This window comes from Stakelama marina (assembly GCF_018122655.1).
GTDB lineage: Bacteria > Pseudomonadota > Alphaproteobacteria > Sphingomonadales > Sphingomonadaceae > Sphingomonas > Sphingomonas marina.
Genome location: NZ_JAGRQC010000001.1, coordinates 1204475 through 1224511, shown reverse-complemented (window position 1 = coordinate 1224511; position 20037 = coordinate 1204475). Strand labels below are relative to the sequence as shown.

The window sequence follows — 20037 nt, the reverse complement described above, 5'->3', positions numbered from 1 at the left end:
GCCGTTTCGTATCGACCGCATCCGTCCGTAACATTGCGAAGTGTCTGTCCATCGCGTTGAAGCCAAGGTGTAAATCCTGGTGCACTGCGAAGCCGCGGCTGAAGGGGGGCGTGCTATCCGAGCCCTGAAACGGATCGGGAGATGACGATGCTGAGTCCTGCCGTCGTGCAATCCGCACCAGCAACGCCCGAAGGTACGGTTTTCCGCGCAGAAGCGCTCGGTAAAGTATATCAGACCGGCGAAACGCGTGTGGAGGCACTACGCGGGGTCGATCTTGCCATTCCGGCCGGCGAGATGATCGTTCTTCTCGGCCCCTCCGGCAGCGGAAAGTCCACGCTGCTCAATATCATCGGCGGGCTCGACCGGCCGAGCTCCGGTCGCCTTTTCTACCACGACACCGAACTTACCGCGCTGGGCGATCGGGCGCTGACGCGGTATCGGCGCGACAATGTCGGTTTCGTCTTCCAGTTCTACAACCTTATCCCCAGCCTGACCGCGCAGGAAAATGTCCGGCTGGTGACCGATATCGCCGCCGACCCGATGCCGCCCGAAGAAGCGCTGGCGCTGGTGGGGCTTGCCGAGCGGCGCGACCACTATCCCGCACAGCTATCGGGTGGGGAGCAGCAGCGCGTCGCAGTCGCGCGCGCAATCGCCAAGCGCCCCGGCGTGCTGCTGTGCGACGAGCCGACCGGAGCACTGGACAGCATCACCGGTGTTCGTGTGCTGGAAGCGCTCGCGCGAGCCCATGACGAGCTGGGCGCCACGGTGATCGTCATCACCCACAATGTCGGCATCGCCGCGATGGCCCGGTCGGTGATCCATTTTCGCGACGGAGCCATTGCGCGGCTGGAGACGAACGACAATCCGGTTCAGGCACAGGACATTCACTGGTGAGGGCACTCGATCTGAAGCTCTTCCGCGACCTTTGGCGAATGCGCGGCCAGGTCGTGGCAATCGCGCTGGTACTCTCGGCGGCAACCGCCACCTATGTCCTTTCGGTCGGCGTTCACCAATCGCTCGTCGCGACGCGCGATGCCTATTACGCCCGCAATCATTTCGCCGATGTTTTTGCCGGAATGACCCGCGCGCCGCGCAGTATCGTGGCGCGCGTGGCGGAAGTGCCGGGCGTTCGGCGCGCGCAAGGCGGCATCGTACAATATGCCCGGCTGGAACTGCCCCTGCGCACCGAGCCGATCCGCGCCCTGGTGAGTTCGGTGGACGAAATGGGACGCGACCATCTCAACGCGCTGACCCTTTCCGAAGGGCGGCTTCCCCGTCCCGATCATCCGGAAGATGTCGTCGTGGACGAGGCATTTGCAAAGGCGAACGCCCTGCATCCGGGCGACACGATTGCCGCGCAGATCTATGGCCGCCAGCAGATACTGCGCATCGTCGGGACCGGTCTCGCCCCAAACTACATCTATGCGCTGCCACCCGGCGACATCATCCCTGACGAGCGGCGCTTCGGCATCCTGTGGATGGGACGCAAGGGGCTGGAAGCTGCAACCGACCGGCGTGAAGCGATCAACACGCTTTCGCTCACCCTGGAACACGGCGCTTCGGAGGCGGAGGTAATCCGCAAGGTCGACACGATACTCGAACCCTATGGCGGCACTGGCGCCTATGGCCGCAAGGACCATCTGTCGCACGCTTTTCTCGACAGCGAGCTGCAACAGCTCAGCGCGATGACGCGGGTCATCCCGCCGATCTTCCTGCTGGTGGCGACCTTCCTCGTCTATATCGTTCTGGGGAGGATGATCCGAACCGAACGCGGCCAGATCGGCCTCATCAAGGCGTTCGGCTATTCCAATCGCGACATTGGCTGGCACTATCTGAAATTCGCGCTCGCAATCGCTGTGCTGGCCATCGCGATCGGATCAGTGGCCGGTATCTGGATGGGCCGGTCGATGACCGCGCTTTACGCCGAATATTATCATTTTCCGTTTCTCGACTACCGCCTTTCGCCAGGCGTGTTTGTCGGCGCCAGCCTGTTGTCGGTCGGTGCGGCCGCGCTGGGCGCAATCGGCGGCGCGCGGTCGGCGGGACGGCTGAGCCCGGCTGTCGCGATGCTTCCCCCGCCACCGCCGATCTATCGCGCCGGTGCGGTCGAACGGCTCGGGCGATGGGCAGGGCTGACCACGATCGGCGAGATGATCGTCCGGCATGTCGCACGCTGGCCGCTGCGCTCCGCGATAACCGTTATCGGTGTCTCTCTGTCGATGGGCTTGCTGTTCGCAACGGTGCAATTCATCGATTCCAGCCATGCCATGCTCGACCAGTTCTTTGGCCGTGCGCAGCGACAGAGCTTCACGGTGACATTCACCGAAGCGCAGAATGAGGACGTTATTCACGCGCTCGGGCAGATTCCCGGTGTGATGCGCGTCGAAGCGACGCGCACGATCCCCGTGAAACTGCGCTTCGGCAACCGCAGCGAGCGCACCGCGATCGAAAGCGTCGAGCCGGACGCCATTCTGTCGGCGCGGATCGACATGGACGGACAACAGGTAGAGATGCCGCCGGCCGGTTTGATGCTCAGCAGGCAACTGGCCAAAGAACTGGGCGTGCAGGCCGGCGACAGAATAGAGGTCGAACAGCTTGGCGGCCGTCGCACACGGACCGTGCAGCCGGTCGCGCGGATCGTGAACGAGATCGTCGGTGCGCGCGCCTATGCCGAAAATTCGACCTTGCGACGGATAACGCGCGACGCGGCGCCGATCGGGGCGGCGCTGCTCAAGACCGACCCGGCGGCCCGCGACGATATTCTGGCGAGGCTGAGGGACATGCCGGTCGTGCTCGGGGTGACCGAGCGCGATGCCGCGTTCACCCGTTTTTCGCAGATGATCGAACAGAACATCCTGACCATGATAGGCTTTTACGTCGCCTTCGCGTCCGCGATTGCCGTGGGCGTGGTTTACAACAGTGCGCGCATCCTGTTTTCGGAACGTGCGCATGAACTCGCGACGTTGCGGGTGCTTGGCTATCAAAGCGGAGAGGTGGGTATAATCCTGCTGGGCGAGATCGCGCTGCTGGTGGTGCTCGCGCTGCCGCCCGGTTGCCTGCTGGGATACGGCATGGCGAAGCTGATGCTCGCCATGTTCAGCTCCGATCTTTTTCGTCTGCCCTTTGCCGCGTCGCGCGCCAGTTACGGCTTGGCCGCGATCGTGGTCCTGATCGCGGGGATCGCCACCGCGCTGGTGGTGGCGCGGCGCGTGATGCGGCTGGACATGGTCCGCGTTCTGAAGGCTCGCGACTGATGTGGAATGTACTCAAACGCTGGCGCTGGGCCGCATTGATTCTTGGCTTGCTGGTTGTGGTCCTGGGGTACAGCCTGTGGCCCAGGGCGCGCGAGATCGATGTGGGCGTCGTCGACCGGGGGCCGATGGCGGTCGGGGTAACCGATGACGGCGTGACGCGGGAAGAAGAACTCTATGTCGTGTCCGCCCCGGTTACGGGGTTCGCGTCGCGGATCGAACTGGAAGCCGGCGATCATGTCCGCAAAGGTCAGGTCATCACGCGCATGCACGGGCGCCCCACAACGCCGCTCGATCAGCGTACCCAGGAAGACCTGCGCGGCCAGCTTGCTTCCGCCTGGGCGGCGGAACGAAGTGCGGCGGCGGCGCTTGCCCAGTCGCGCCGCGACCTCGCACGGGTCGAGGAACTGGCCGGCCGCGGATTCGTGTCGCGTGCGAACCACGAAGCCGCACGGACGCGCGTGGCGACCGACCGGGCAGCGTTGGAACGCAGTCGCGCCGAAGTTCGCCGTATCTCCGGCGCTCTCGACGATCCGGGCCGAGCCGCGCCTGGCCGCCCGGTACCGGTGACCGCGCCGGTGAGTGGCTCCGTGCTGCTGGTCCCGGCCGACAGCGAGAATATCATTGCTGAAGGCACTCCGCTGATGATGATCGGCGATCCGGCAAAGATCGAAGTCGTGATCGATTTGCTCTCAAGGGAAGCCGTTCGCGTCTCGCCGGGCGACCGGGTGGAGATCACGCAGTGGGGCGGGCCGCATCCCTTGATCGGGCATGTAACCCGCGTCGAACCCTATGGCAGGCTGAAGATTTCCGCACTCGGAATCGAGGAGCAAAGGGTCAACGTCATAATCGGGTTCGATCCGAAAGCCGCGGGCGAGGCCGCACGGCTGGGCCATGGGTATCAGGTGGATGCGACCATTATCCTGTGGAGCGATCCGCATGCCCTTCGCCTGCCCATCGGTGCGCTGTTTCGGGGCAGGGAAGGCGGCTGGCATGTCTTTGTCGTCGAGGGCGGCCGCGCACGCGAGCGCTCCGTTCGGATCGGGCATTTGAACGACGAACATGCCGAAGTGCTGCATGGTGTCGCGCAGGGCGCGAAGGTGATCCTTAATCCCGGCGACGGGATCGAGGACGGCGCCCGTGTCCGGCCGCGTCAGTAAGTCGGATTCAGGCGACGCCGAATGTCCAGCCCTCGGTCGCCGCGAGCCGGCTGGTGAGCGGTGCTGGACGCCAGAGCCCGTCATCGCTCGCACGCATTCGCAGCCACGCCGCCGCCATGATCGCATCGGTCGCATGGTCGTCATAGCGTGCCAGCGGGTGGTGCGGGCGCGTCTCCAGCGCGCCGAGCGCATCGTCCAGCGCTTGGCCGTCGCGCACCTTGCTGCGGCCCTTGCGAATGCCGGCGGCGCGGGCTGCTATGCTCGTATAGATTTCGACAACCAGCGCGCCTGAACGAGGCGGCGGATCGAACGGCCAGATCGGCACATTGTCGCGCAGCGCGTGGAGCAGCCGCATTCCGGCAAAACTTGCCTTGGCCACCTGCGCGGCGCCGATGGCGTCATAGACCGTTGAGGGTTTGCCGCCGCCGCCAGCGTTGAAATGGGCTTCGCAGCGCCGGAGATGCATGAAATCCGCCTTCACCCCATCGGCGGCGCCGAAATAGAAGTGCCGGCCGCGCCGCGCCTCCAAGAAGCTCGCCGCGCCGAGATCGACATCGTCGCACGCGTCATCGAGATAGGCCCAGAATTCGCGCGCAGTGGCGGGCGTTTCTTCTCCCGGCAGATAGGCGCCGCGCTCTGCGATCGGCGGAGCAAAGCTGAAATCGAAACCGATCAGTGTCGGCGTGTCTGCCTGCGCGCGCACCCAGTCGAGCACCTCGCGGCGCGACCATGTGCCGCTCGGCGGGCTGACGAGCGCCGGCGCGGCGTCACCGGCCTCGCAGATCGCGATGGCGATCCCTTTGTGCCGATTGCCCTTCGCTCCCGACCAGTCGATCGCCGCGAAGCGGGAGAAATGGGCGGGTGCTGGGTCGGGACGCTGGGTCACTCGCCGTTGATCTGCCTGCGCCGTTCGTCCCACCACGCCATTCGCTCGGCGACGCGCTTTTCGAAGCCGCGTTCGGTGGGCGTATAGAACTGTTCCGGTTCCATCTCCTCGGGCCAGTAATCGGCTCCGGAAAACCCGCCTTCGACGCTGTGGTCATAGGCATAGCCCTCGCCATAGCCGATGTCCTTCATCAGCTTGGTCGGCGCGTTCAGGATGTTCTGCGGCGGCATGAGCGATCCGGTCGCCTTGGCCGACCGCCAGGCCGCGCCGGCGGCCTTGTACGCCGCGTTCGATTTGGGTGCGGTCGCGCAGTAGAGACAGGCCTGAACGATCGCCAGTTCCCCCTCCGGAGAACCGAGAAAGTCGTAGGCGTCCTTGGCGGCGAGGCACTGGACGAGCGCATTGGGGTCGGCAAGGCCGATATCCTCGCTTGCGAACCGCGTGAGCCTGCGCATCACATAAAGCGGCTCCTCTCCGGCGGTCAGCATTCGCGCGAGATAATAGAGCGCGGCTTGCGGGTCCGAACCGCGCAGCGACTTATGCAGCGCGGAGATCAGGTTATAGTGCCCCTCGCGATCCTTGTCGTACACGGCGACGCGGCGCTGGAGAAAGTCCGACAGTCCCTTGGGGTCGAGCAGTGTCTCGATCTCCACCGAAAACAGCGTTTCGGCCTGGTTGAGCAGGAAACGGCCATCGCCATCGGCGCTCGCGATCAGCGAGGCGCGTGCTTCGGGGGTAAGCGGCAGGTCGCGGCCTTCGATGGCCTCGGCCCGGTCGAGCAGCGTAGCCAGTGCGTCGGCATCGAGCCGGTGCAGGATCAGCACCTGCGCGCGGCTGAGCAGCGCCGCGTTCAGCTCGAAGCTGGGATTTTCGGTCGTCGCGCCGACCAGCGTTACCGTCCCGTCCTCGACATAGGGCAGAAAGCCGTCCTGCTGGGCGCGGTTGAAGCGGTGAATCTCGTCCACGAACAGCAGTGTGCGTTTGCCGATCCTGGCGTGGTCGCGCGCTTCTGCGAAAACCTTTTTCAGGTCGGCGACACCGGAGAAAACCGCACTGATCGAGGCGAAGCGCAAACCCACGGCGGCGGCGAGCAGCCGCGCCGTGGTCGTCTTTCCGGTGCCGGGCGGCCCCCACAGGATCATCGAGGACAGCTTGCCCGCCGAGACCATCCGGCCGATCGCGCCATCGGGTCCGGTCAGATGTTCCTGACCGACGACTTCGTCCAGTTGGCGCGGGCGCAGACGGTCCGCCAGCGGCGCGTCCGGGCGCACGTCCTCGGTCGGCATATCGGGTTCGAATTCGGCAAAAAGATCGGCCATCGGTCAGAAGATAGGAAAGACCCGGCGAGATTCATACCGCGGCACGCGCGCGGGGAGGCCGCCGACCGGCCCGGTCACCGCGCCCTTGCAGCCATCAACTCGCAATAGGTGTCGAGCACCGACTGGCTGGCGTCGTCCCAGCGATATCCCTGCGCGCGGGCGTGCGCGGCCTGGCCCATATGGTCGCGCAGGCCCGGTTCGCTGACGATGCGCGCGATGGCGTCGGCATAGCCTTGCGTATCGCCCGGTTCGATGAGGAACCCGGTTTCGCCATCGACCACCAGATCCATCGCACCGGTCGCGCGGGCTGCCACTACCGGCACGCCGGACGCCATCGCTTCGGAGGTGACCTGGCCCCAGGTTTCGGTCACGCTGGGGTTGAACATCACGTCCATCGACGCGACCGCACGGCCCAGTGCGTCGCCCCGCTGGAACCCGGCAAAGGCCGCGTCGGGCACGCGCTCTGCGAACCATTCGCGCGCCGGCCCGTCGCCGACGATCAGCGCGCGGTGCGATATACCGCGCGCGCGCAGTCGTTCGATCACGTCGGCAAAGGCGCCGAGCCCCTTTTCGAGTACGAGCCGCCCGAGAAAGCCGACCGCGATCATATCGTCGGCGATGCCGAGTTGGCGCCGCCAATCAAGGTCGCGCCGCGTCGGAGTGAAGCGGTCGTGATCGACACCGCGCGGCCAATATCCGATCGGGCTGCGCACGCCCCAGGATGTCAGCAGATCGGCGATCGAGGGCGTCGGGACGACGACGCGGTCGGCGCGGTTGTAAAAGCGCGTCAGCAGCTTTTCGATCAGCGGTTCGGCGAAGCCAGCGCGGTAATAGCGCGGATAGGTCTCGAACCGGGTGTGCAGCGACGCAACCGAGGCGAGGTCATGCTTGCGCGCATAGCTGAGCGCGCGGTGGCCGAGAATGTCAGGCGCCGATACATGGATCAGATTCGGTGCGAACCGCGCGAGGTCGTCGCGCGTCCGGCGCGGAAGTCCGCGCGCCAGCTTGTATTCGCCGCGCCCGCCCGGCAGCGACAGCGCGGGCACGCTGACCAGATCTCCGGTCGGTTCGAACGCAGGTTCGGCAACGGTCGGCGAATAGACACGGACCTGTGCCCCGCGCGAAAGCAAATGGCCGACGAGCAGGTTGAGCGCCTGGTTCGCGCCGTCGCGCGTATAGTTGTAGTTGCCGCTGAACAGGGCGACACGAAGGTCGGAAGGCTGCATGCCCGCCACTTAGAGAGGCGCGCCCGAAATTGCCATGGTAACGACGCGTGGCATGGTATCGACGACAATCTGGCCTATTCCACCAAACAGCCCGACGGCGACGACGTGTCGAAGCGCGGATCGGAGCCGTCAGCGGCCTGAGTAGTGTGCGGCTTTGCACGCGCATATTCCCTTTTCGTTCCGCTTTGCTATGAAGGTGCCATGGCAAAGCCGAAGAAACGTTATGTGTGCCAGCAATGCGGTTCCGTGTCCTCGCGCTGGGCGGGGCAATGCAGCGATTGCGGCGAGTGGAACACGCTGGTCGAAGATGCCGGCGCGGTGGTTACGCCGTTTCAGGCCAAGCATAATCTCCAGTCCGGCGGCCGCACGATCCTGTTGTCGGGTCTCGACACCGACGTTGCGCTTCCCGAGCGCATGGCGACCGGAATTGCCGAATTCGACCGCGCGATGGGCGGCGGTTTCGTCACCGGATCGGCGACGTTGATCGGTGGCGATCCCGGTATCGGCAAATCGACGCTTTTGTTGCAGGCGGCGGCTAAGCTCGCGAATGCGGGAAAGTCGGTCGCGTATGTCTCCGGTGAAGAAGCCGCCGATCAGGTCCGGCTGCGCGCGCGGCGGCTCGGCCTCGGCAAGGCGCCGGTGCAACTCGCCGCCGCGACCTCTGTCCGCGATATCCTGACGACGCTGGGTGAGGGGAGTCCGCCCGACCTCGTCATCATCGATTCGATCCAGACGATGCATTCGGACCTTATCGAAGGCGCGCCGGGCACGGTCAGCCAGGTGCGCGCCTCGTCGGGCGAACTCATCCGGTTCGCCAAGGAGAATGGCAGCGCGCTCGTCCTTGTCGGCCATGTGACCAAGGACGGCAGCATCGCCGGCCCGCGCGTGCTCGAGCATATGGTCGATACCGTGCTCGCTTTCGAAGGCGAGCGCAGCCACCAATACCGCATCCTGCGCGCGGTGAAGAATCGTTTCGGCGGGACCGACGAGATCGGCGTCTTCGCGATGGCGGGCGAGGGGCTGAGCGAGGTCGCCAACCCCTCCAGTCTGTTTCTCACCAACCGTGATGAGAGCATGACGGGAACCGTGGTGTTTCCGGCGCTCGAGGGGACGCGTCCCGTGCTGGTCGAGGTGCAGGCGCTGACCGTCCGGCTGGCGAGCGGTGCAACCCCGCGGCGTGCGGTCGTCGGTTGGGACTCGGGGCGGCTCGCCATGATTCTCGCGGTGCTGGAGGCGCGGTGCGGGCTAAGCTTTTCGACCTGCGAGGTCTATCTCAATATCGCCGGCGGGTATCGCTTGCAGGACCCGGCGGCGGACCTTGCGGTTGCCGCAGCGCTGGTGTCGGCGCTTTCGGAACGGCCGGTGCCCAATGATGCGGTCGCGTTCGGCGAAATCGCCCTATCGGGCGAGGTTCGGCCGGTTTCGCACGGCCCGATACGGTTGAAGGAGGCCGGAAAGCTAGGTTTCCAGCGCGCGCTCCTGCCCTTGGCTCAGGCCGGGGAGAAGGCGACAATGGCGCTGTCCGGCTTCAAGACGCTTTCAAGTTTCGTTGACCATATGCTCGGGCGGGGGTAGCGGCGCGGAACAATGGGTCTGACCGCATTCGACATTATCGTCCTGCTGCTCGTCGGCGGCGCGGCCGTGCTTGGTTTCATGCGCGGTTTCGTGACCGAAGTGCTGTCGCTGATCGCGTGGATATTCATCGTTTTCGCGATCAAGCTGTTCCACACGCCGTTGACGGCGATGCTTGTGGGGCCGGTGGGCACGGCCGCGGGAGCCGCGGTCCTGGCCTTTGTCATCATCGCAGGTGCGACCTATTTCGCCGGACGGATGGTGGCGAACGGGATCGGTTCGCGCACGCGAAGCTCTATCCTCGGGCCGATCGACCGCGCGCTGGGATTCGGGTTCGGCGCGCTGAAAGGGCTGATTCTCGCCAGTCTCGGCTTTTCGCTGATGCTCCTCGTCATCGATACGCTCCACGGCGGCCCCAATGCCCGGCCTGACTGGATTCGCAGTTCGCGAACCTATCCGCTGCTTGATGCGACCAGCGCGAGCATAGCCGATTTCGTCGACCGCAGACGGCGGGGTGAGCCGGTATTCGGAGCGATCGAGGGAGCCGCCGGGGCCGATAACGCCGCGCAATAAGCTCGCGCGCCCTCGCACTTCGCCGATACCGGCCCTAAATGGGCGGCGTGAATGCACCGCTCTACAATGCCGAGATATTGCGCCTTGCCGCATCGATCCCCTTTCAGCAGCGGCTCGAAGGGGCGATGGCCTCGTCCGAAAAGCGCTCTCCGATCTGCGGCAGCCGCGTGACCATCGACGTCAATGTCGATGATGCGGGGCGGGTGTCGGAGGTCGGGATGCTGGTGCGTGCCTGCGCGCTGGGACAGGCCTCGGCCTCGCTTCTGGCCGCGGAAATCGTCGGCAAGTCGCCCGAGGAACTTGCAGCGGCGCGCGATGCGCTGACCGACTGGCTCGCCGGCGGCGATGGACCGCCCGAATGGCCAGGGTTGGAGCTGTTCACCCCCGCGCTGCCGCACAGCGCGCGTCATCCGTCGATCCGTCTCGCCTTCGAAGCCGCAGCAGAAGCCGCTGCCGAGGCGCGCGACGGGCGCGGCGCTGGCTGATGGAAGCGCATAACGCCGTATCGCTGGTACGCGAAGGCGCGGCCCTGCTCGGCGCGGCATTGTTCTTCGTTCTCGTGTTTCGCAAGTTCGGCCTCGGCGCGACGCTGGGTTTCCTTGTCGCCGGTGCGGTCGTCGGCCCCGAAGTGCTCGGCATCGTCGGCGGCGCCGAATCGAAGATGAGCATCGCCGAACTCGGCATCACCTTCCTGCTGTTCATCGTCGGGCTTGAGCTGAACCCGTCGCGATTATGGCGGATGAAGCACGACATTTTCGGTTTCGGCCTGTTGCAGGTCGCGATCTGCGGCGTCGCGTTGATCGCCGTGCTGTGGACGATCACCGGCTTTTCGCTGGCGGCGTCGATAGCGTTGGGCCTTCCGCTGGCGCTGTCATCCACCGCGCAGGTGCTGCCGATGCTGCAATCGGCGGGTCGGTTGCGCACACCGTTCGGTGAGCGCGCCTTTTCGATCCTGCTGTTTCAGGATTTGTCGATCGTTCCGCTGATCACGATCGTTGCCGCGCTGTCGCGCAATCCGGCCGATGCCGGCGGACCGCCCGGCTGGCTGCTCGCGCTCTACACCGTGCTTGCGGTTACCGGGCTGGTGCTGGCGGGGCGTTTCGTCCTGCGCCCGCTGTTCCGCCTGATCGGCGTGCTGGGAGAGCGCGAGATGTTCGTGTTCGCCGGCCTGTTCACGGTGATCGCGAGCGCGGCGATCATGGACATGCTCGGCCTGTCGACCGCGTTGGGGGCGTTCGTCGCGGGCGTGATGCTCGCCGACAGTCCCTATCGGCACGAACTGGAAGCCGATGTCGAACCGTTCCGTTCGATCCTGCTTGGCCTGTTCTTCGTCGCGATCGGCATGATGCTCGACCTGCACGCCATCGCCGAGCGCCCCTTTTTCGTTATCGGGCTGGCGATCGCGCTGATCGCGACCAAGGCGGTGATGATTACCGGTCTGGGGCTCGCCTTTCGGATGCGCTGGCGACAGGCGCTCGCGCTCGGCCTGCTGCTCAGCCAGGGCGGCGAGTTCGGTTTCGTGCTGTTTGCGCAGGCACAGCAGGCCTATCTGATCGCGCCCGAGGCGGCGAGCATCTTTGGCGCGGTGGTAACGCTTTCGATGGCGACGACGCCGTTTCTGATGATGATAACGAGGCGCGTGCGTACCGAGCCGCCGAGCGAGCATGACGGGCTGGAGGAACCGCGGCAGGACGGGGCCAGCGCGCTCGTCGTCGGTTATGGGCGGTTCGGCCAGACGGTGGCGCAGATGCTGATCGGTCAGGGGATCAGCGTCACGATCATCGACACTGACCCGGAGATGATCGAAACCGCCGGATCGTTCGGCATGAAAGTCTATTATGGCGATGGGACGCGGCTGGAAATGCTGCGTCAGGCGGGGGCGGGCGACGCACAGCTGCTGTTGTTCTGCCACGATAAGGATGGGCTCGATACCGAAGCGCTGGACGGCGTCCACCATGCCTTTCCGGACGCCGCGATCTTCGTGCGCGCCTATGATCGCCGCAGCGTCATCCGGATGGCCGATGCGCCGATCGCCGGGGTATTTCGCGAGGTGCGCGAATCGGCGATCAAGATGGCGCGAGCCGCCATGCACGAAGTCGGTGTCGACGAAGGCGAGATCGACGATACCGAGGCTGAATACCGGGACCGTGATGCGCGGCGGATGAAGGCGCAGATCGAGACCGGCGACCTGCACGCGGGGCAGGACGAGATGTTCGACCGCGATGGCACCGAGCCCGATCTTCGCGAACAGGGGGAATGCGGATGAACTGGCTGTTGATATTTGCGGGACTTTCGGGCGCGATGGCGGTGGCCGCCGGTGCGTTCGGCGCGCACGGGGCGAGCGGCGATGCCGCCGAATGGCTCAAGACCGGCGGACATTATCAGCTGATTCATGCAGTTGCCGCGCTCGTCGCGCTGCGGTTCGAGGCCAAAGGGCCGGCGATCCTGTTCCTTGGCGGCGGACTGGTGTTTGCCGGGACGCTCTACCTGATGGCGGTGGGGTTGCCGCGCTGGCTGGGTGCGATCACGCCGATCGGCGGCGCCGCACTGATCATCGGCTGGCTGTGGCTCGCCTGGACCGGACTGCGCGCCGGCGGCTGACGCCGATCGCTGAGATCAGCGACGCGGTTGCGCGTCGAGGAATGCCGCGACCGCATCAAGGTCGACACTGCGATCGACATAGGTCTGTCCGATCCCGCGCGCGAGCAGGAAGGGCAGGGTGCCTGCCGCCATCTTCTTGTCGTGCTTCATATGGCCGACCAATGTCGTCCCGTCGGCGCCGATACCGGCCGTGGCCAGGCCGTCGGGCAGGCCGGTAGCCCGCAAATGACCGGCGACGCGCTCGCTGTCCTGGCCGCTGCAGATGCCTTGCGAGACCGAAAATCCGAACGCCAGCGCCATGCCTGCGGCGACGCCTTCGCCGTGGAGCAGACGGTCGGAAAAACCGGCCTCCGCTTCCAGTGCATGGCCGAAGGTGTGGCCAAGGTTCAGCAGCGCACGCTTGCCTGTGGTTTCGCGTTCGTCTTCGGCGACGATCCTGGCCTTTGCCGCGACAGAGTGCGCGATTGCATATTCGCGCGCCGCCATGTCGCCAGCCAGTAGCTTCGCGCCATTGGCCTCGCACCATTCGAAGAATTCGGGATCGTCGATCAGCCCGTATTTGACGACCTCGGCATAACCGGCGCGGAGGTCGCGCGCGGGAAGCGTATCGAGCGTTTCGGGGTCGATCAGCACGAGCGACGGCTGATGAAAGGCGCCGATCAGGTTCTTGCCCGCGCGCGTGTTGATCGCGGTCTTGCCGCCGACCGACGAATCGACCTGCGCCAGCAGCGTCGTGGGGATCTGGATGAAATTGCAGCCGCGCTTCAGGATTGCCGCCGCGAAGCCGACAAGGTCGCCGATCACGCCGCCGCCCAGCGCGATGACGTGATCGCCGCGCTCGACCTCCAGTTCGAGGAGCCGGTCGGTCAGTGTCTCCAGCGTCGCCCAGCTTTTGCTGCTTTCACCGGCGGGCAGTACGATCGCCTCCGTTGCGATGCCGCTTGCGTCCAGCGACGCGACGAGCGTGTCGAGATGCGTCGTCAGATTCTCGTCGGTGACGATCGGCATCGGTCGCCCGCCCGCGACCGCGCGCAGTGCTTCGCCCGCGCGGTGCAGCAGGCCGGGTTCGATGCGAACGTCATAGCTGCGCGCACCGAGCGACACGGGAATGGTGGTCATTGGCCGATCGCCTCCAGGATTGCGCTTACCGTCGCTTCGTGCGGCGCCTGTTGGCTCGCCACGCGAATCGGTGCAAGCGCATAGATCGGATTGCGAACGCGGGCGAGCTCGGTCAGCACCTTTACCGGGTCCTTCCCGCGCAGCAGCGGCCGTGTGTCGCGTCGCTGGACCCGTTCGGCGAGCACCTCTGGCTTGGCATCGAGCCAGATCGCTATCGTCTGATCGAGGATCAGCGCGCGGGTCTCCTCGTTCAGGAACGCGCCGCCGCCGGTGGCGATCACCTTTGGCGTGCCGTCGATCAACCGCGCGATCACCCGCCGTTCTCCGTCGCGGAAATACGCCTCGCCATAGCGTTCGAAGATTTCCGAGACGCTGAGGTCCGCCGCTTCCTCGATTTCCTGATCGGCATCGACAAAGGGCAGCGAAAGCCGTTGCGCGAGCCGCCGACCCACGGTTGATTTGCCCACGCCCATTAGCCCGATCAGCACGATCGGCTTGCCGTTCCAGCGGGGATTGTGGTCGTGGGTTTGTAACATGGTCGCGGGGGCTATACAGCGAGCCTGCGTCTCGGGCAAAAGGCCTCGCGACACTGGGTTTCGCTTTTTTCGGATGGGTTCATGTCTCGATCTCTCGTCATCCTTATCATCCTGCTGATCGTGGTGGTCGGCGGCTTGTTCTTCCTCGCCAATCGCAACACCGAACAGCAGCCGACCCATGTCGAAAAGGCGGTTTCGCTTGAAAATCTCACGGACTAGCGTCGCGCTCGGCGCTATTGCGGTCGCGCTGACGGCGGCGGGCATCCCCGCTGTCGGGCAGGACGTGCCCGAATCGCTGCTGCCGCCCGGCTTCAACGAACCGGCGACACCAGCGCCCACACCGGCACCGACGTCCAGCCCGACGCGGCGCGCGCCGACGCCGGTTCCGTCTCCGGTGGCGACGCCCGCGCCTGCGGCAACGCCTGAGTCCGGGGCGACGCCAGAGCCGACGCCCACGCCGACACCGACGCAGAGCGTCGAGGAAATGATGAAGTACGAGCTGCCGCCATCGGCGAAGCGGTCGCTCGAACGTGTCGGATTCGCTGCGCCGCGCCAGCTCGGTTTCACGGCGAACGGCTATGGCGGCAGCGACGGCCAGCTGCTCGAAGCATTGATGCGCCGAGTCGATGCGCCGCTTCCGTCGCGCTGGCTATCGATCGGGCTGCGGCGCGCGCTGACCGCATCGATGACGACACCGCCACGCGTCAACGGCGCCGATTTCGCCGCCGAACGCGCCTGGTTGCTCCTGCGGATGGGAGAGGCGAACGCCGCGCGCGGTGTGGTTCAGTCGGTCGATGTCGACAATTACACACCCAAGCTGTTTCAGATCGCGATGCAGGCGTCGCTTGCCACCGGCGATCCGGCGGGAATGTGTCCGCTGGTCGCGCCGGCGCAGCAGGTATCTTCCGAAACGAGCTGGACGCTGGCGGCCGCGATGTGCGCGGCGCTGGGCGGTGAACCGAAAAAGGCGGGCGACATGATCGATGCCGCGCGCCGCAAGAGCGTTGCACACGGCATCGATATCGGTCTGGCCGAGAAGGTCGTGGGTCGCGGGTCGCAAGGGCGGCGCGATGTCTCGATCGAATGGGACGGAGTGGGGCACCTGACCGCCTGGCGGTATGGATTGGCGATCGCAACGGGCGTCGATATTCCCAGGGACCTTATCGACAATGCCGGGCCACAGGTGCGGTACTGGCGGGCGCTTTCGCCCTATCTGGCGCCGAGCGTGCGGTTGCCCGACGCCGAGTCGGCGGCCGCGCAGGGCGTCTTTTCAAGCGCCGCGCTGGTCGATCTGTACGGGCAAATCGACGCCGAAGCGGATGATGCCGCGGCCCAGATCGCGACCGCGCGGGATTTGCGCAGCGCCTATACCGAGCCCGCCGCTGCCGACCGTATCGCGATGTTGCGCCGCCTGTGGAGCGAGCCCTCGACGCGCCGGGGCCGGTTTGCGCGAACGGTGCTGACGGCGGAAGCGGCAGAGCGCATCGCGCCGAACAAGGCGAATGCGCAGGCAGCCGACGATCTGATCGCATCGATGCTGACGGCGGGGCTCGATATCGCTGCATCTCGCTGGGCGCCGGTGGTCGAACGCGGCAGCCAGGGATGGGCTCTGCTTGCGCTGAGCGATCCCGAGGGAGTGGCCATGCTCCGCGGGAGCGATGTCCGAGCGTACCGCGACAATGGTGCCGCCGCCGACCGGCGCAAGGCGCAGATGTTCCTCGCCGGACTGGCCGGCCTCGGCCGCGTTCGCAGCGAAGATGTCGCCGATCTCGCCAAGGACCTAGACGTTCAAATCGGCATGTCGAACGCCTGGACGCAGGCCATCGACAAGGCGGGGCAACGCCGTGAAGGCGCGACAGTCATGCTGCTGGCGGCGATCGGGATGCAGACCTCCGACTGGCGTGGCGTTCCGCCCGAAGCGCTGTTTCATATCGTATCGGCGCTGCGTGCCGCAGGTCTGGAAGGCTATGCCCGCATGATCGCGGCCGAAGCGGTGGCGCGCGTGTGACCTCCGACCGGGACGGCGCGCTTATCGAGCGTTTCCTGGAAATGATGGCGGCCGAGGCGGGAGCGTCGAAAAATACGCTTGCCGCCTATGGCACCGATCTGCGGCTGGCGTCGCAGGAACTTGGCGGTGCGCTGGCGCAGGCGGACAGTGCGGCAATTGCCCGGCTGGGCGATAGCTGGCGTGACTTGTCCCGCGCCACCGTAGCCCGCAAATCAGCGGCGCTGAGGCGGTTTTTCGGTTTTCTCGCCGATGAAGGATTGCGCGACGACGATCCGGGCGGTGACCTGCCTCGACCAGGAACAGCGCGACGGTTGCCGAAGATATTGTCGGTCGCCGATGTCGATCGCCTGTTCGGTGCGATAGGCGAGCGGCTGTCGAAGGAACCGGTCAACCCGCTCGACCTGCGGCTCGCCGCGCTTGTCGAACTGCTCTACGGATCGGGCTTGCGTGCGACCGAACTGGTATCGCTGCCGCGAAACGCGATCGCGCCCGATCGACCCTATCTTATTCTGCGCGGCAAGGGCGGGCGCGAGCGGCTGGTTCCGATTTCCGACCGCGCCCGCGCCGCCGCGGCGGTGTGGCGCAACCATGTCGACAGCGCACGGCCATGGCTTTTTCCCTCGGGCAAGGGGCATCTTTCGCGCATCCGCCTCTATCAGATCCTCAAGCAGATCGCCGCAGAGGCCGGGATTCCACCCGACCGGGTGAGTCCGCATGTGCTACGCCACGCCTTTGCGACGCATCTGCTCGAAGGCGGTGCCGACCTTCGCGCATTGCAGGCGATGCTGGGGCACGCCGATATCGCGACCACCGAAATCTACACGCATGTCGACAGCCGCAGACTGGTCGAACTCGTCAACAGCCGCCATCCGCTCGTTGACGTGAGCGCCAAGCGGCCCTAACCGCAAGCGCCTGATGCCGACATTTCTCGACTTCGAAAAACCGATCGCCGAACTGCAGGGCAGGATCGACGAATTGCGCGAAACCGCCGCCGATGGCGAAGTGAACATCGACGCGGAGGTCAAACGCATCCAGGGCAAGTCCGACAGGCTGCTGCGCGAGACCTATGCGAAGCTGTCGCCATGGCAGAAGACTCAGGTCGCACGCCATCCCGAACGCCCGCATTTCAAACATTATGTCGCCGGGCTGATCGACGACTTCATGCCGCTTGGTGGCGACCGCGCCTTTGCCGACGATCAGGCGATCATCGGCGGGCTGGGCAGCTTCCGTGGCCGCAGGGTGATGGTGATCGGCCATGAAAAGGGCGACGACACCGCGAGCCGGCTGAAACACAATTTCGGCATGGGCAAGCCCGAGGGCTATCGCAAGGCGATCCGCCTGATGCAGCTTGCCGACCGATTTGGGCTTCCGGTGATGACGCTCGTCGATACTTCGGGCGCTTTCCCCGGGGTGCAGGCAGAAGAGCGCGGCCAAGCGGAAGCGATTGCGCGCGCGACCGAGCAGTGCCTCGACCTCCGCGTGCCGCTGGTCTGTGCCATTCTGGGTGAAGGTGGATCGGGCGGCGCGGTGGCGCTGGCGAGCGGCAACCGGGTGCTGATGTTCGAACACGCCGTATATTCGGTGATCTCGCCCGAAGGCTGTGCATCGATCCTCTGGCGCACCGGCGACAAGGCGGCGGATGCGGCCGAAGCCATGAAGGTAACCGCGCAGGACCTGAAAGCACTGGGCGTGATCGATTCGATCGTGCCCGAGCCGCTGGGCGGCGCGCATCGCAACCATGGCGCAGCGATCGAATCGCTGGGCGACGCGATATGGGCCGCGTTCGATGGGCTCGATTCGCTGTCAGGCGACGAGCTGCGCCGCGAGCGGCGCGAGAAGTTCCTCAAGATGGGACGCGTCTAGGGTACGGCGTGAATCCGTCGGGCTGATCGCGCTTCGGAACCACGCATACGAAAAAGGGCGACGAAGCCTAAGCCCCGCCGCCCCGCTCGCGTAATTCGTGCGATCAGCTTATTTCAGCTTGGTGCTGACGGTGTTGAAGGTCGAGCTGAGGTTGTTGCCCAGACCCTGCATCGCGGCGATCGCGGCCACGGCGATCAGCGCGGCGATCAGGCCGTACTCGATCGCGGTCGCACCCTTGGAATTGCGAATGAACTTGCGAATGTTCTGCATACCGGTCTCCATCGTTCCAAAAAAAAGCTTTCAGTACCCGGCCTTCCGGGAGAGGGCCCGGCAGGCGCTTTCGGTTCTACGCGGTGTGAATTGACAAAAGTTTAAAGCCGGAAAGCGGATCAGTTGGTCACGGACTGGACGGCATCGCTGACATTGTTCCACATCGTCGTCGTGCTGGTGGCGAACTGGGTCAGGCTGGCGATCATGGCTAGCACGACCAGCGCGAGAATCAGTCCGTATTCGACCGCGGTCGCGGCAGCGGTATCGTGCCGCAACTTTTGGAATATGTGGAAAAGGGTTTGCATCAAGGCGGTTTCTCCAGCGAGCGACCGCGACGCATAGGCGAGGATGATTAAGGAAGTGCTGATTGACGAACCGAAACGAGTGGCCAGGCCCTTGCTGATCGTGGTGGCGGCCGCGCTGATCGACGCCGACGGACGGGTGATGGTGCAGCAGCGCCCCGAGGGCAAATCAATGGCTGGCCTCTGGGAATTTGCCGGCGGAAAGGTCGAGGTGGGCGAATTGCCCGAAGCGGCGCTCGTCCGGGAACTGCGCGAGGAACTGGGGATCGAGACCGAGGCGTCGTGCCTGGCGCCCGCTGCCTTTGCCAGCGAAGCGTTGGGCGACAAGCATCTGCTGTTGCTGCTCTATGTCCTGCGTAAATGGTCGGGCGTGCCGAGTGCCCTGCACGCATCGGCGCTCAAATGGGTTCGTCCGGTGGAACTTCACGCGCTGGACATGCCGCCCGCTGACCGGCCGCTGATCGGGCTTCTCGAAGCGTTGATCTAGCGCGTCGGCGGTTTCAGCGCTTCGGCCAGCGAGGTTGTGCCGCTGCCGCGCCGGGCAGGCTTGGGTTGCGAGTCGTCGGGCGCCCAGCCGGTCAGGTAGATGATTTCGAACCGTTCAGGAACGCGACCGTCATCGTCGGCTCTATCGGCGAATGCTCCGGCTGCAGCCGCAAGCGAATCGCGCCGCAACGCCGTGCGATCGACGAGAAGGTTGGTAGCCGCCATTCCGCGCAGATCACGGAAGATCCCGAAAATATCGCCATAGCGCACATTGAGCGTTTCGGTATCCGCGACGGGCAGTGCAAAGCCTGCCCGCATCAGCAGGTCGCCGGCAGAGCGCACGTCGATCTGGGGGTGAAACCGTGCGACGGGGCGCTCGCGCTCCGCGGCCATGAACGCCGATTTCAGCGTGGCGAGGCTTCCGGCACCGAGAAATGCGCCGAGGAAAAGTCCGTCGGGGCGGAGCGAGCGGCGGATGAGTGTGAGCGCACCGGGCAGGTCGTTGACCTGGTCGAGTGTGCCGACCGACAGCACGAGGTCGAATGCGCCATCGGCGAAGGGAAGGCGGTCTTCATCGGCCCGCACACCATTCGCGGCAATGGCAAAGCCCTTGCCGGGGTCGCACCGTACTATACGCGCGCCGGGCGGTGGTTGAAGATCGGCATCCCAGCAGCCAAGGTCGAGAACGTCGAGAAATTGGCGCTTCACCGCGCCGAGGCGCTCCATCACCCCTTCGGCCATGAAACGGTGGACGAAATCATGGTCGGCGAAGTTTCGCGCGGCGCGGTCACGGCGCAGGCGTCGGGCCTGGCGGTCGAATATCTCTGGAGCGGTCACGCGGGCCTTGTGCCGCTTCGTTCGGCCC

At 65.5% G+C, this 20037-nt stretch carries 21 protein-coding genes; 13 read left to right on the top strand and 8 right to left on the bottom strand.

The genetic code is table 11. The annotated features are described in order from the left end of the window. The first annotated feature begins 147 nt into the window (after positions 1 to 147). The 3 genes from J7S20_RS05865 to J7S20_RS05855 are packed head-to-tail and all read left to right on the top strand — an operon-like array spanning position 148 to position 4411. Positions 148 to 894 (top strand): ABC transporter ATP-binding protein, encoded by a 747-nt coding sequence (locus J7S20_RS05865; protein WP_284053277.1) that lies wholly within the window; start codon positions 148 to 150, stop codon positions 892 to 894. Beyond that, the gene (locus J7S20_RS05860) at positions 891 to 3254 is read left to right on the top strand and encodes an ABC transporter permease (RefSeq protein ID WP_284053276.1); all 2364 of its coding nucleotides are present in this window, start codon (positions 891 to 893) and stop codon (positions 3252 to 3254) included. Before J7S20_RS05865 ends, J7S20_RS05860 begins: the two co-directional genes overlap by 4 nt. Continuing rightward, positions 3254 to 4411 carry an efflux RND transporter periplasmic adaptor subunit gene (locus tag J7S20_RS05855; RefSeq protein WP_284053275.1) on the top strand — a complete coding sequence of 386 codons (1158 nt, stop codon included), beginning with the start codon at positions 3254 to 3256 and terminating at the stop codon, positions 4409 to 4411. The genes J7S20_RS05860 and J7S20_RS05855 overlap by 1 nt, the downstream gene beginning before the upstream one ends. Before the next feature lie 7 nt (positions 4412 to 4418). Here the strand turns inward: J7S20_RS05855 and J7S20_RS05850 are convergent, their stop codons facing one another. The 3 genes from J7S20_RS05850 to J7S20_RS05840 all read right to left on the bottom strand — a co-directional run bounded on the left by J7S20_RS05850 (position 4419) and on the right by J7S20_RS05840 (position 7842). Next, a complete protein-coding gene (locus J7S20_RS05850) occupies positions 4419 to 5297 on the bottom strand; it encodes a hypothetical protein (protein ID WP_284053274.1) in 879 nt (292 codons plus the stop codon). After that, on the bottom strand, positions 5294 to 6616 hold the full coding sequence (locus tag J7S20_RS05845) for a replication-associated recombination protein A (RefSeq protein ID WP_284053273.1): 1323 nt from the start codon (positions 6614 to 6616) through the stop codon (positions 5294 to 5296). The genes J7S20_RS05850 and J7S20_RS05845 overlap by 4 nt, the downstream gene beginning before the upstream one ends. A 74-nt stretch (positions 6617 to 6690) precedes the next feature. Continuing rightward, the gene (locus J7S20_RS05840; protein ID WP_284053272.1) at positions 6691 to 7842 is read right to left on the bottom strand and encodes a glycosyltransferase family 4 protein; all 1152 of its coding nucleotides are present in this window, start codon (positions 7840 to 7842) and stop codon (positions 6691 to 6693) included. A 201-nt stretch (positions 7843 to 8043) separates the two neighbouring features. On the opposite strand from J7S20_RS05840, the gene radA reads away from it, so the two are divergent. Genes radA through J7S20_RS05815 form a run of 5 tightly spaced genes read left to right on the top strand, consistent with a single transcriptional unit; the run spans position 8044 to position 12588 of the window. After that, the gene (gene radA / locus J7S20_RS05835; RefSeq protein ID WP_284053271.1) at positions 8044 to 9417 is read left to right on the top strand and encodes a DNA repair protein RadA; all 1374 of its coding nucleotides are present in this window, start codon (positions 8044 to 8046) and stop codon (positions 9415 to 9417) included. 12 nt (positions 9418 to 9429) lie between these two features. Next, positions 9430 to 9987 carry a CvpA family protein gene (locus J7S20_RS05830; protein ID WP_284053270.1) on the top strand — a complete coding sequence of 186 codons (558 nt, stop codon included), beginning with the start codon at positions 9430 to 9432 and terminating at the stop codon, positions 9985 to 9987. A gap of 47 nt (positions 9988 to 10034) precedes the next feature. Beyond that, the gene (locus J7S20_RS05825; protein WP_284053408.1) at positions 10035 to 10472 is read left to right on the top strand and encodes an iron-sulfur cluster assembly scaffold protein; all 438 of its coding nucleotides are present in this window, start codon (positions 10035 to 10037) and stop codon (positions 10470 to 10472) included. Beyond that, positions 10472 to 12253 carry a cation:proton antiporter domain-containing protein gene (locus J7S20_RS05820; protein WP_284053269.1) on the top strand — a complete coding sequence of 594 codons (1782 nt, stop codon included), beginning with the start codon at positions 10472 to 10474 and terminating at the stop codon, positions 12251 to 12253. Before J7S20_RS05825 ends, J7S20_RS05820 begins: the two co-directional genes overlap by 1 nt. Continuing rightward, positions 12250 to 12588, top strand: a complete 339-nt coding sequence (locus tag J7S20_RS05815; RefSeq protein WP_284053268.1) for a DUF423 domain-containing protein — start codon at positions 12250 to 12252, stop codon at positions 12586 to 12588. The genes J7S20_RS05820 and J7S20_RS05815 overlap by 4 nt, the downstream gene beginning before the upstream one ends. A 15-nt stretch (positions 12589 to 12603) precedes the next feature. Here the strand turns inward: J7S20_RS05815 and aroB are convergent, their stop codons facing one another. Beyond that, complete coding sequence (gene aroB, locus J7S20_RS05810; protein ID WP_284053267.1) at positions 12604 to 13707, bottom strand: 3-dehydroquinate synthase; 1104 nt, start codon at positions 13705 to 13707, stop codon at positions 12604 to 12606. Beyond that, entirely contained in the window at positions 13704 to 14243 is a 540-nt protein-coding gene (locus J7S20_RS05805; protein ID WP_284053266.1) for a shikimate kinase, read from the bottom strand. The genes aroB and J7S20_RS05805 overlap by 4 nt, the downstream gene beginning before the upstream one ends. Before the next feature lie 81 nt (positions 14244 to 14324). Between J7S20_RS05805 and J7S20_RS05800 the strand changes: the two genes are divergently transcribed. Genes J7S20_RS05800 through J7S20_RS05785 form a run of 4 tightly spaced genes read left to right on the top strand, consistent with a single transcriptional unit; the run spans position 14325 to position 18114 of the window. After that, positions 14325 to 14462, top strand: a complete 138-nt coding sequence (locus tag J7S20_RS05800) for a hypothetical protein (RefSeq protein ID WP_284053265.1) — start codon at positions 14325 to 14327, stop codon at positions 14460 to 14462. After that, positions 14443 to 16251 (top strand): hypothetical protein, encoded by a 1809-nt coding sequence (locus J7S20_RS05795; RefSeq protein WP_284053264.1) that lies wholly within the window; start codon positions 14443 to 14445, stop codon positions 16249 to 16251. The genes J7S20_RS05800 and J7S20_RS05795 overlap by 20 nt, the downstream gene beginning before the upstream one ends. Further along, entirely contained in the window at positions 16248 to 17153 is a 906-nt protein-coding gene (locus tag J7S20_RS05790) for a tyrosine-type recombinase/integrase (protein ID WP_284053263.1), read from the top strand. Before J7S20_RS05795 ends, J7S20_RS05790 begins: the two co-directional genes overlap by 4 nt. Before the next feature lie 13 nt (positions 17154 to 17166). Next, positions 17167 to 18114, top strand: a complete 948-nt coding sequence (locus tag J7S20_RS05785) for an acetyl-CoA carboxylase carboxyltransferase subunit alpha (protein WP_284053262.1) — start codon at positions 17167 to 17169, stop codon at positions 18112 to 18114. A 108-nt stretch (positions 18115 to 18222) separates the two neighbouring features. Here the strand turns inward: J7S20_RS05785 and J7S20_RS05780 are convergent, their stop codons facing one another. After that, positions 18223 to 18384: a Flp family type IVb pilin gene (locus J7S20_RS05780; protein ID WP_284053261.1), complete on the bottom strand. Its 162-nt coding sequence runs from the start codon at positions 18382 to 18384 to the stop codon at positions 18223 to 18225. Between the two features lie 119 nt (positions 18385 to 18503). Further along, complete coding sequence (locus J7S20_RS05775) at positions 18504 to 18689, bottom strand: Flp family type IVb pilin (protein ID WP_284053260.1); 186 nt, start codon at positions 18687 to 18689, stop codon at positions 18504 to 18506. Positions 18690 to 18768: 79 nt separating this feature from the next. Between J7S20_RS05775 and J7S20_RS05770 the strand changes: the two genes are divergently transcribed. Continuing rightward, positions 18769 to 19173 (top strand): (deoxy)nucleoside triphosphate pyrophosphohydrolase, encoded by a 405-nt coding sequence (locus J7S20_RS05770; RefSeq protein WP_284053259.1) that lies wholly within the window; start codon positions 18769 to 18771, stop codon positions 19171 to 19173. Here J7S20_RS05770 and J7S20_RS05765 read toward each other — a convergent pair. Then, entirely contained in the window at positions 19170 to 20009 is an 840-nt protein-coding gene (locus J7S20_RS05765; protein WP_284053258.1) for a methyltransferase domain-containing protein, read from the bottom strand. The genes J7S20_RS05770 and J7S20_RS05765 overlap by 4 nt on opposite strands. Between the last annotated feature and the right edge of the window lie 28 nt (positions 20010 to 20037).

Excerpts from the sequence above, each read along its gene's own strand:
- J7S20_RS05775 (WP_284053260.1), bottom strand. The coding sequence starts at position 18,689 with ATGCAAACCCTTTTCCACATATTCCAAAAGTTGCGGCACGATACCGCT.
- J7S20_RS05840 (WP_284053272.1), bottom strand. The coding sequence starts at position 7,842 with ATGCAGCCTTCCGACCTTCGTGTCGCCCTGTTCAGCGGCAACTACAAC.
- J7S20_RS05805 (WP_284053266.1), bottom strand. The coding sequence starts at position 14,243 with ATGTTACAAACCCACGACCACAATCCCCGCTGGAACGGCAAGCCGATC.
- J7S20_RS05785 (WP_284053262.1), top strand. The coding sequence starts at position 17,167 with ATGCCGACATTTCTCGACTTCGAAAAACCGATCGCCGAACTGCAGGGC.
- J7S20_RS05830 (WP_284053270.1), top strand. The coding sequence starts at position 9,430 with ATGGGTCTGACCGCATTCGACATTATCGTCCTGCTGCTCGTCGGCGGC.
- J7S20_RS05815 (WP_284053268.1), top strand. The coding sequence starts at position 12,250 with ATGAACTGGCTGTTGATATTTGCGGGACTTTCGGGCGCGATGGCGGTG.
- J7S20_RS05845 (WP_284053273.1), bottom strand. The coding sequence starts at position 6,616 with ATGGCCGATCTTTTTGCCGAATTCGAACCCGATATGCCGACCGAGGAC.
- radA (WP_284053271.1), top strand. The coding sequence starts at position 8,044 with ATGGCAAAGCCGAAGAAACGTTATGTGTGCCAGCAATGCGGTTCCGTG.
- aroB (WP_284053267.1), bottom strand. The coding sequence starts at position 13,707 with ATGACCACCATTCCCGTGTCGCTCGGTGCGCGCAGCTATGACGTTCGC.
- J7S20_RS05855 (WP_284053275.1), top strand. The coding sequence starts at position 3,254 with ATGTGGAATGTACTCAAACGCTGGCGCTGGGCCGCATTGATTCTTGGC.
- J7S20_RS05780 (WP_284053261.1), bottom strand. The coding sequence starts at position 18,384 with ATGCAGAACATTCGCAAGTTCATTCGCAATTCCAAGGGTGCGACCGCG.
- J7S20_RS05800 (WP_284053265.1), top strand. The coding sequence starts at position 14,325 with ATGTCTCGATCTCTCGTCATCCTTATCATCCTGCTGATCGTGGTGGTC.
- J7S20_RS05865 (WP_284053277.1), top strand. The coding sequence starts at position 148 with ATGCTGAGTCCTGCCGTCGTGCAATCCGCACCAGCAACGCCCGAAGGT.
- J7S20_RS05820 (WP_284053269.1), top strand. The coding sequence starts at position 10,472 with ATGGAAGCGCATAACGCCGTATCGCTGGTACGCGAAGGCGCGGCCCTG.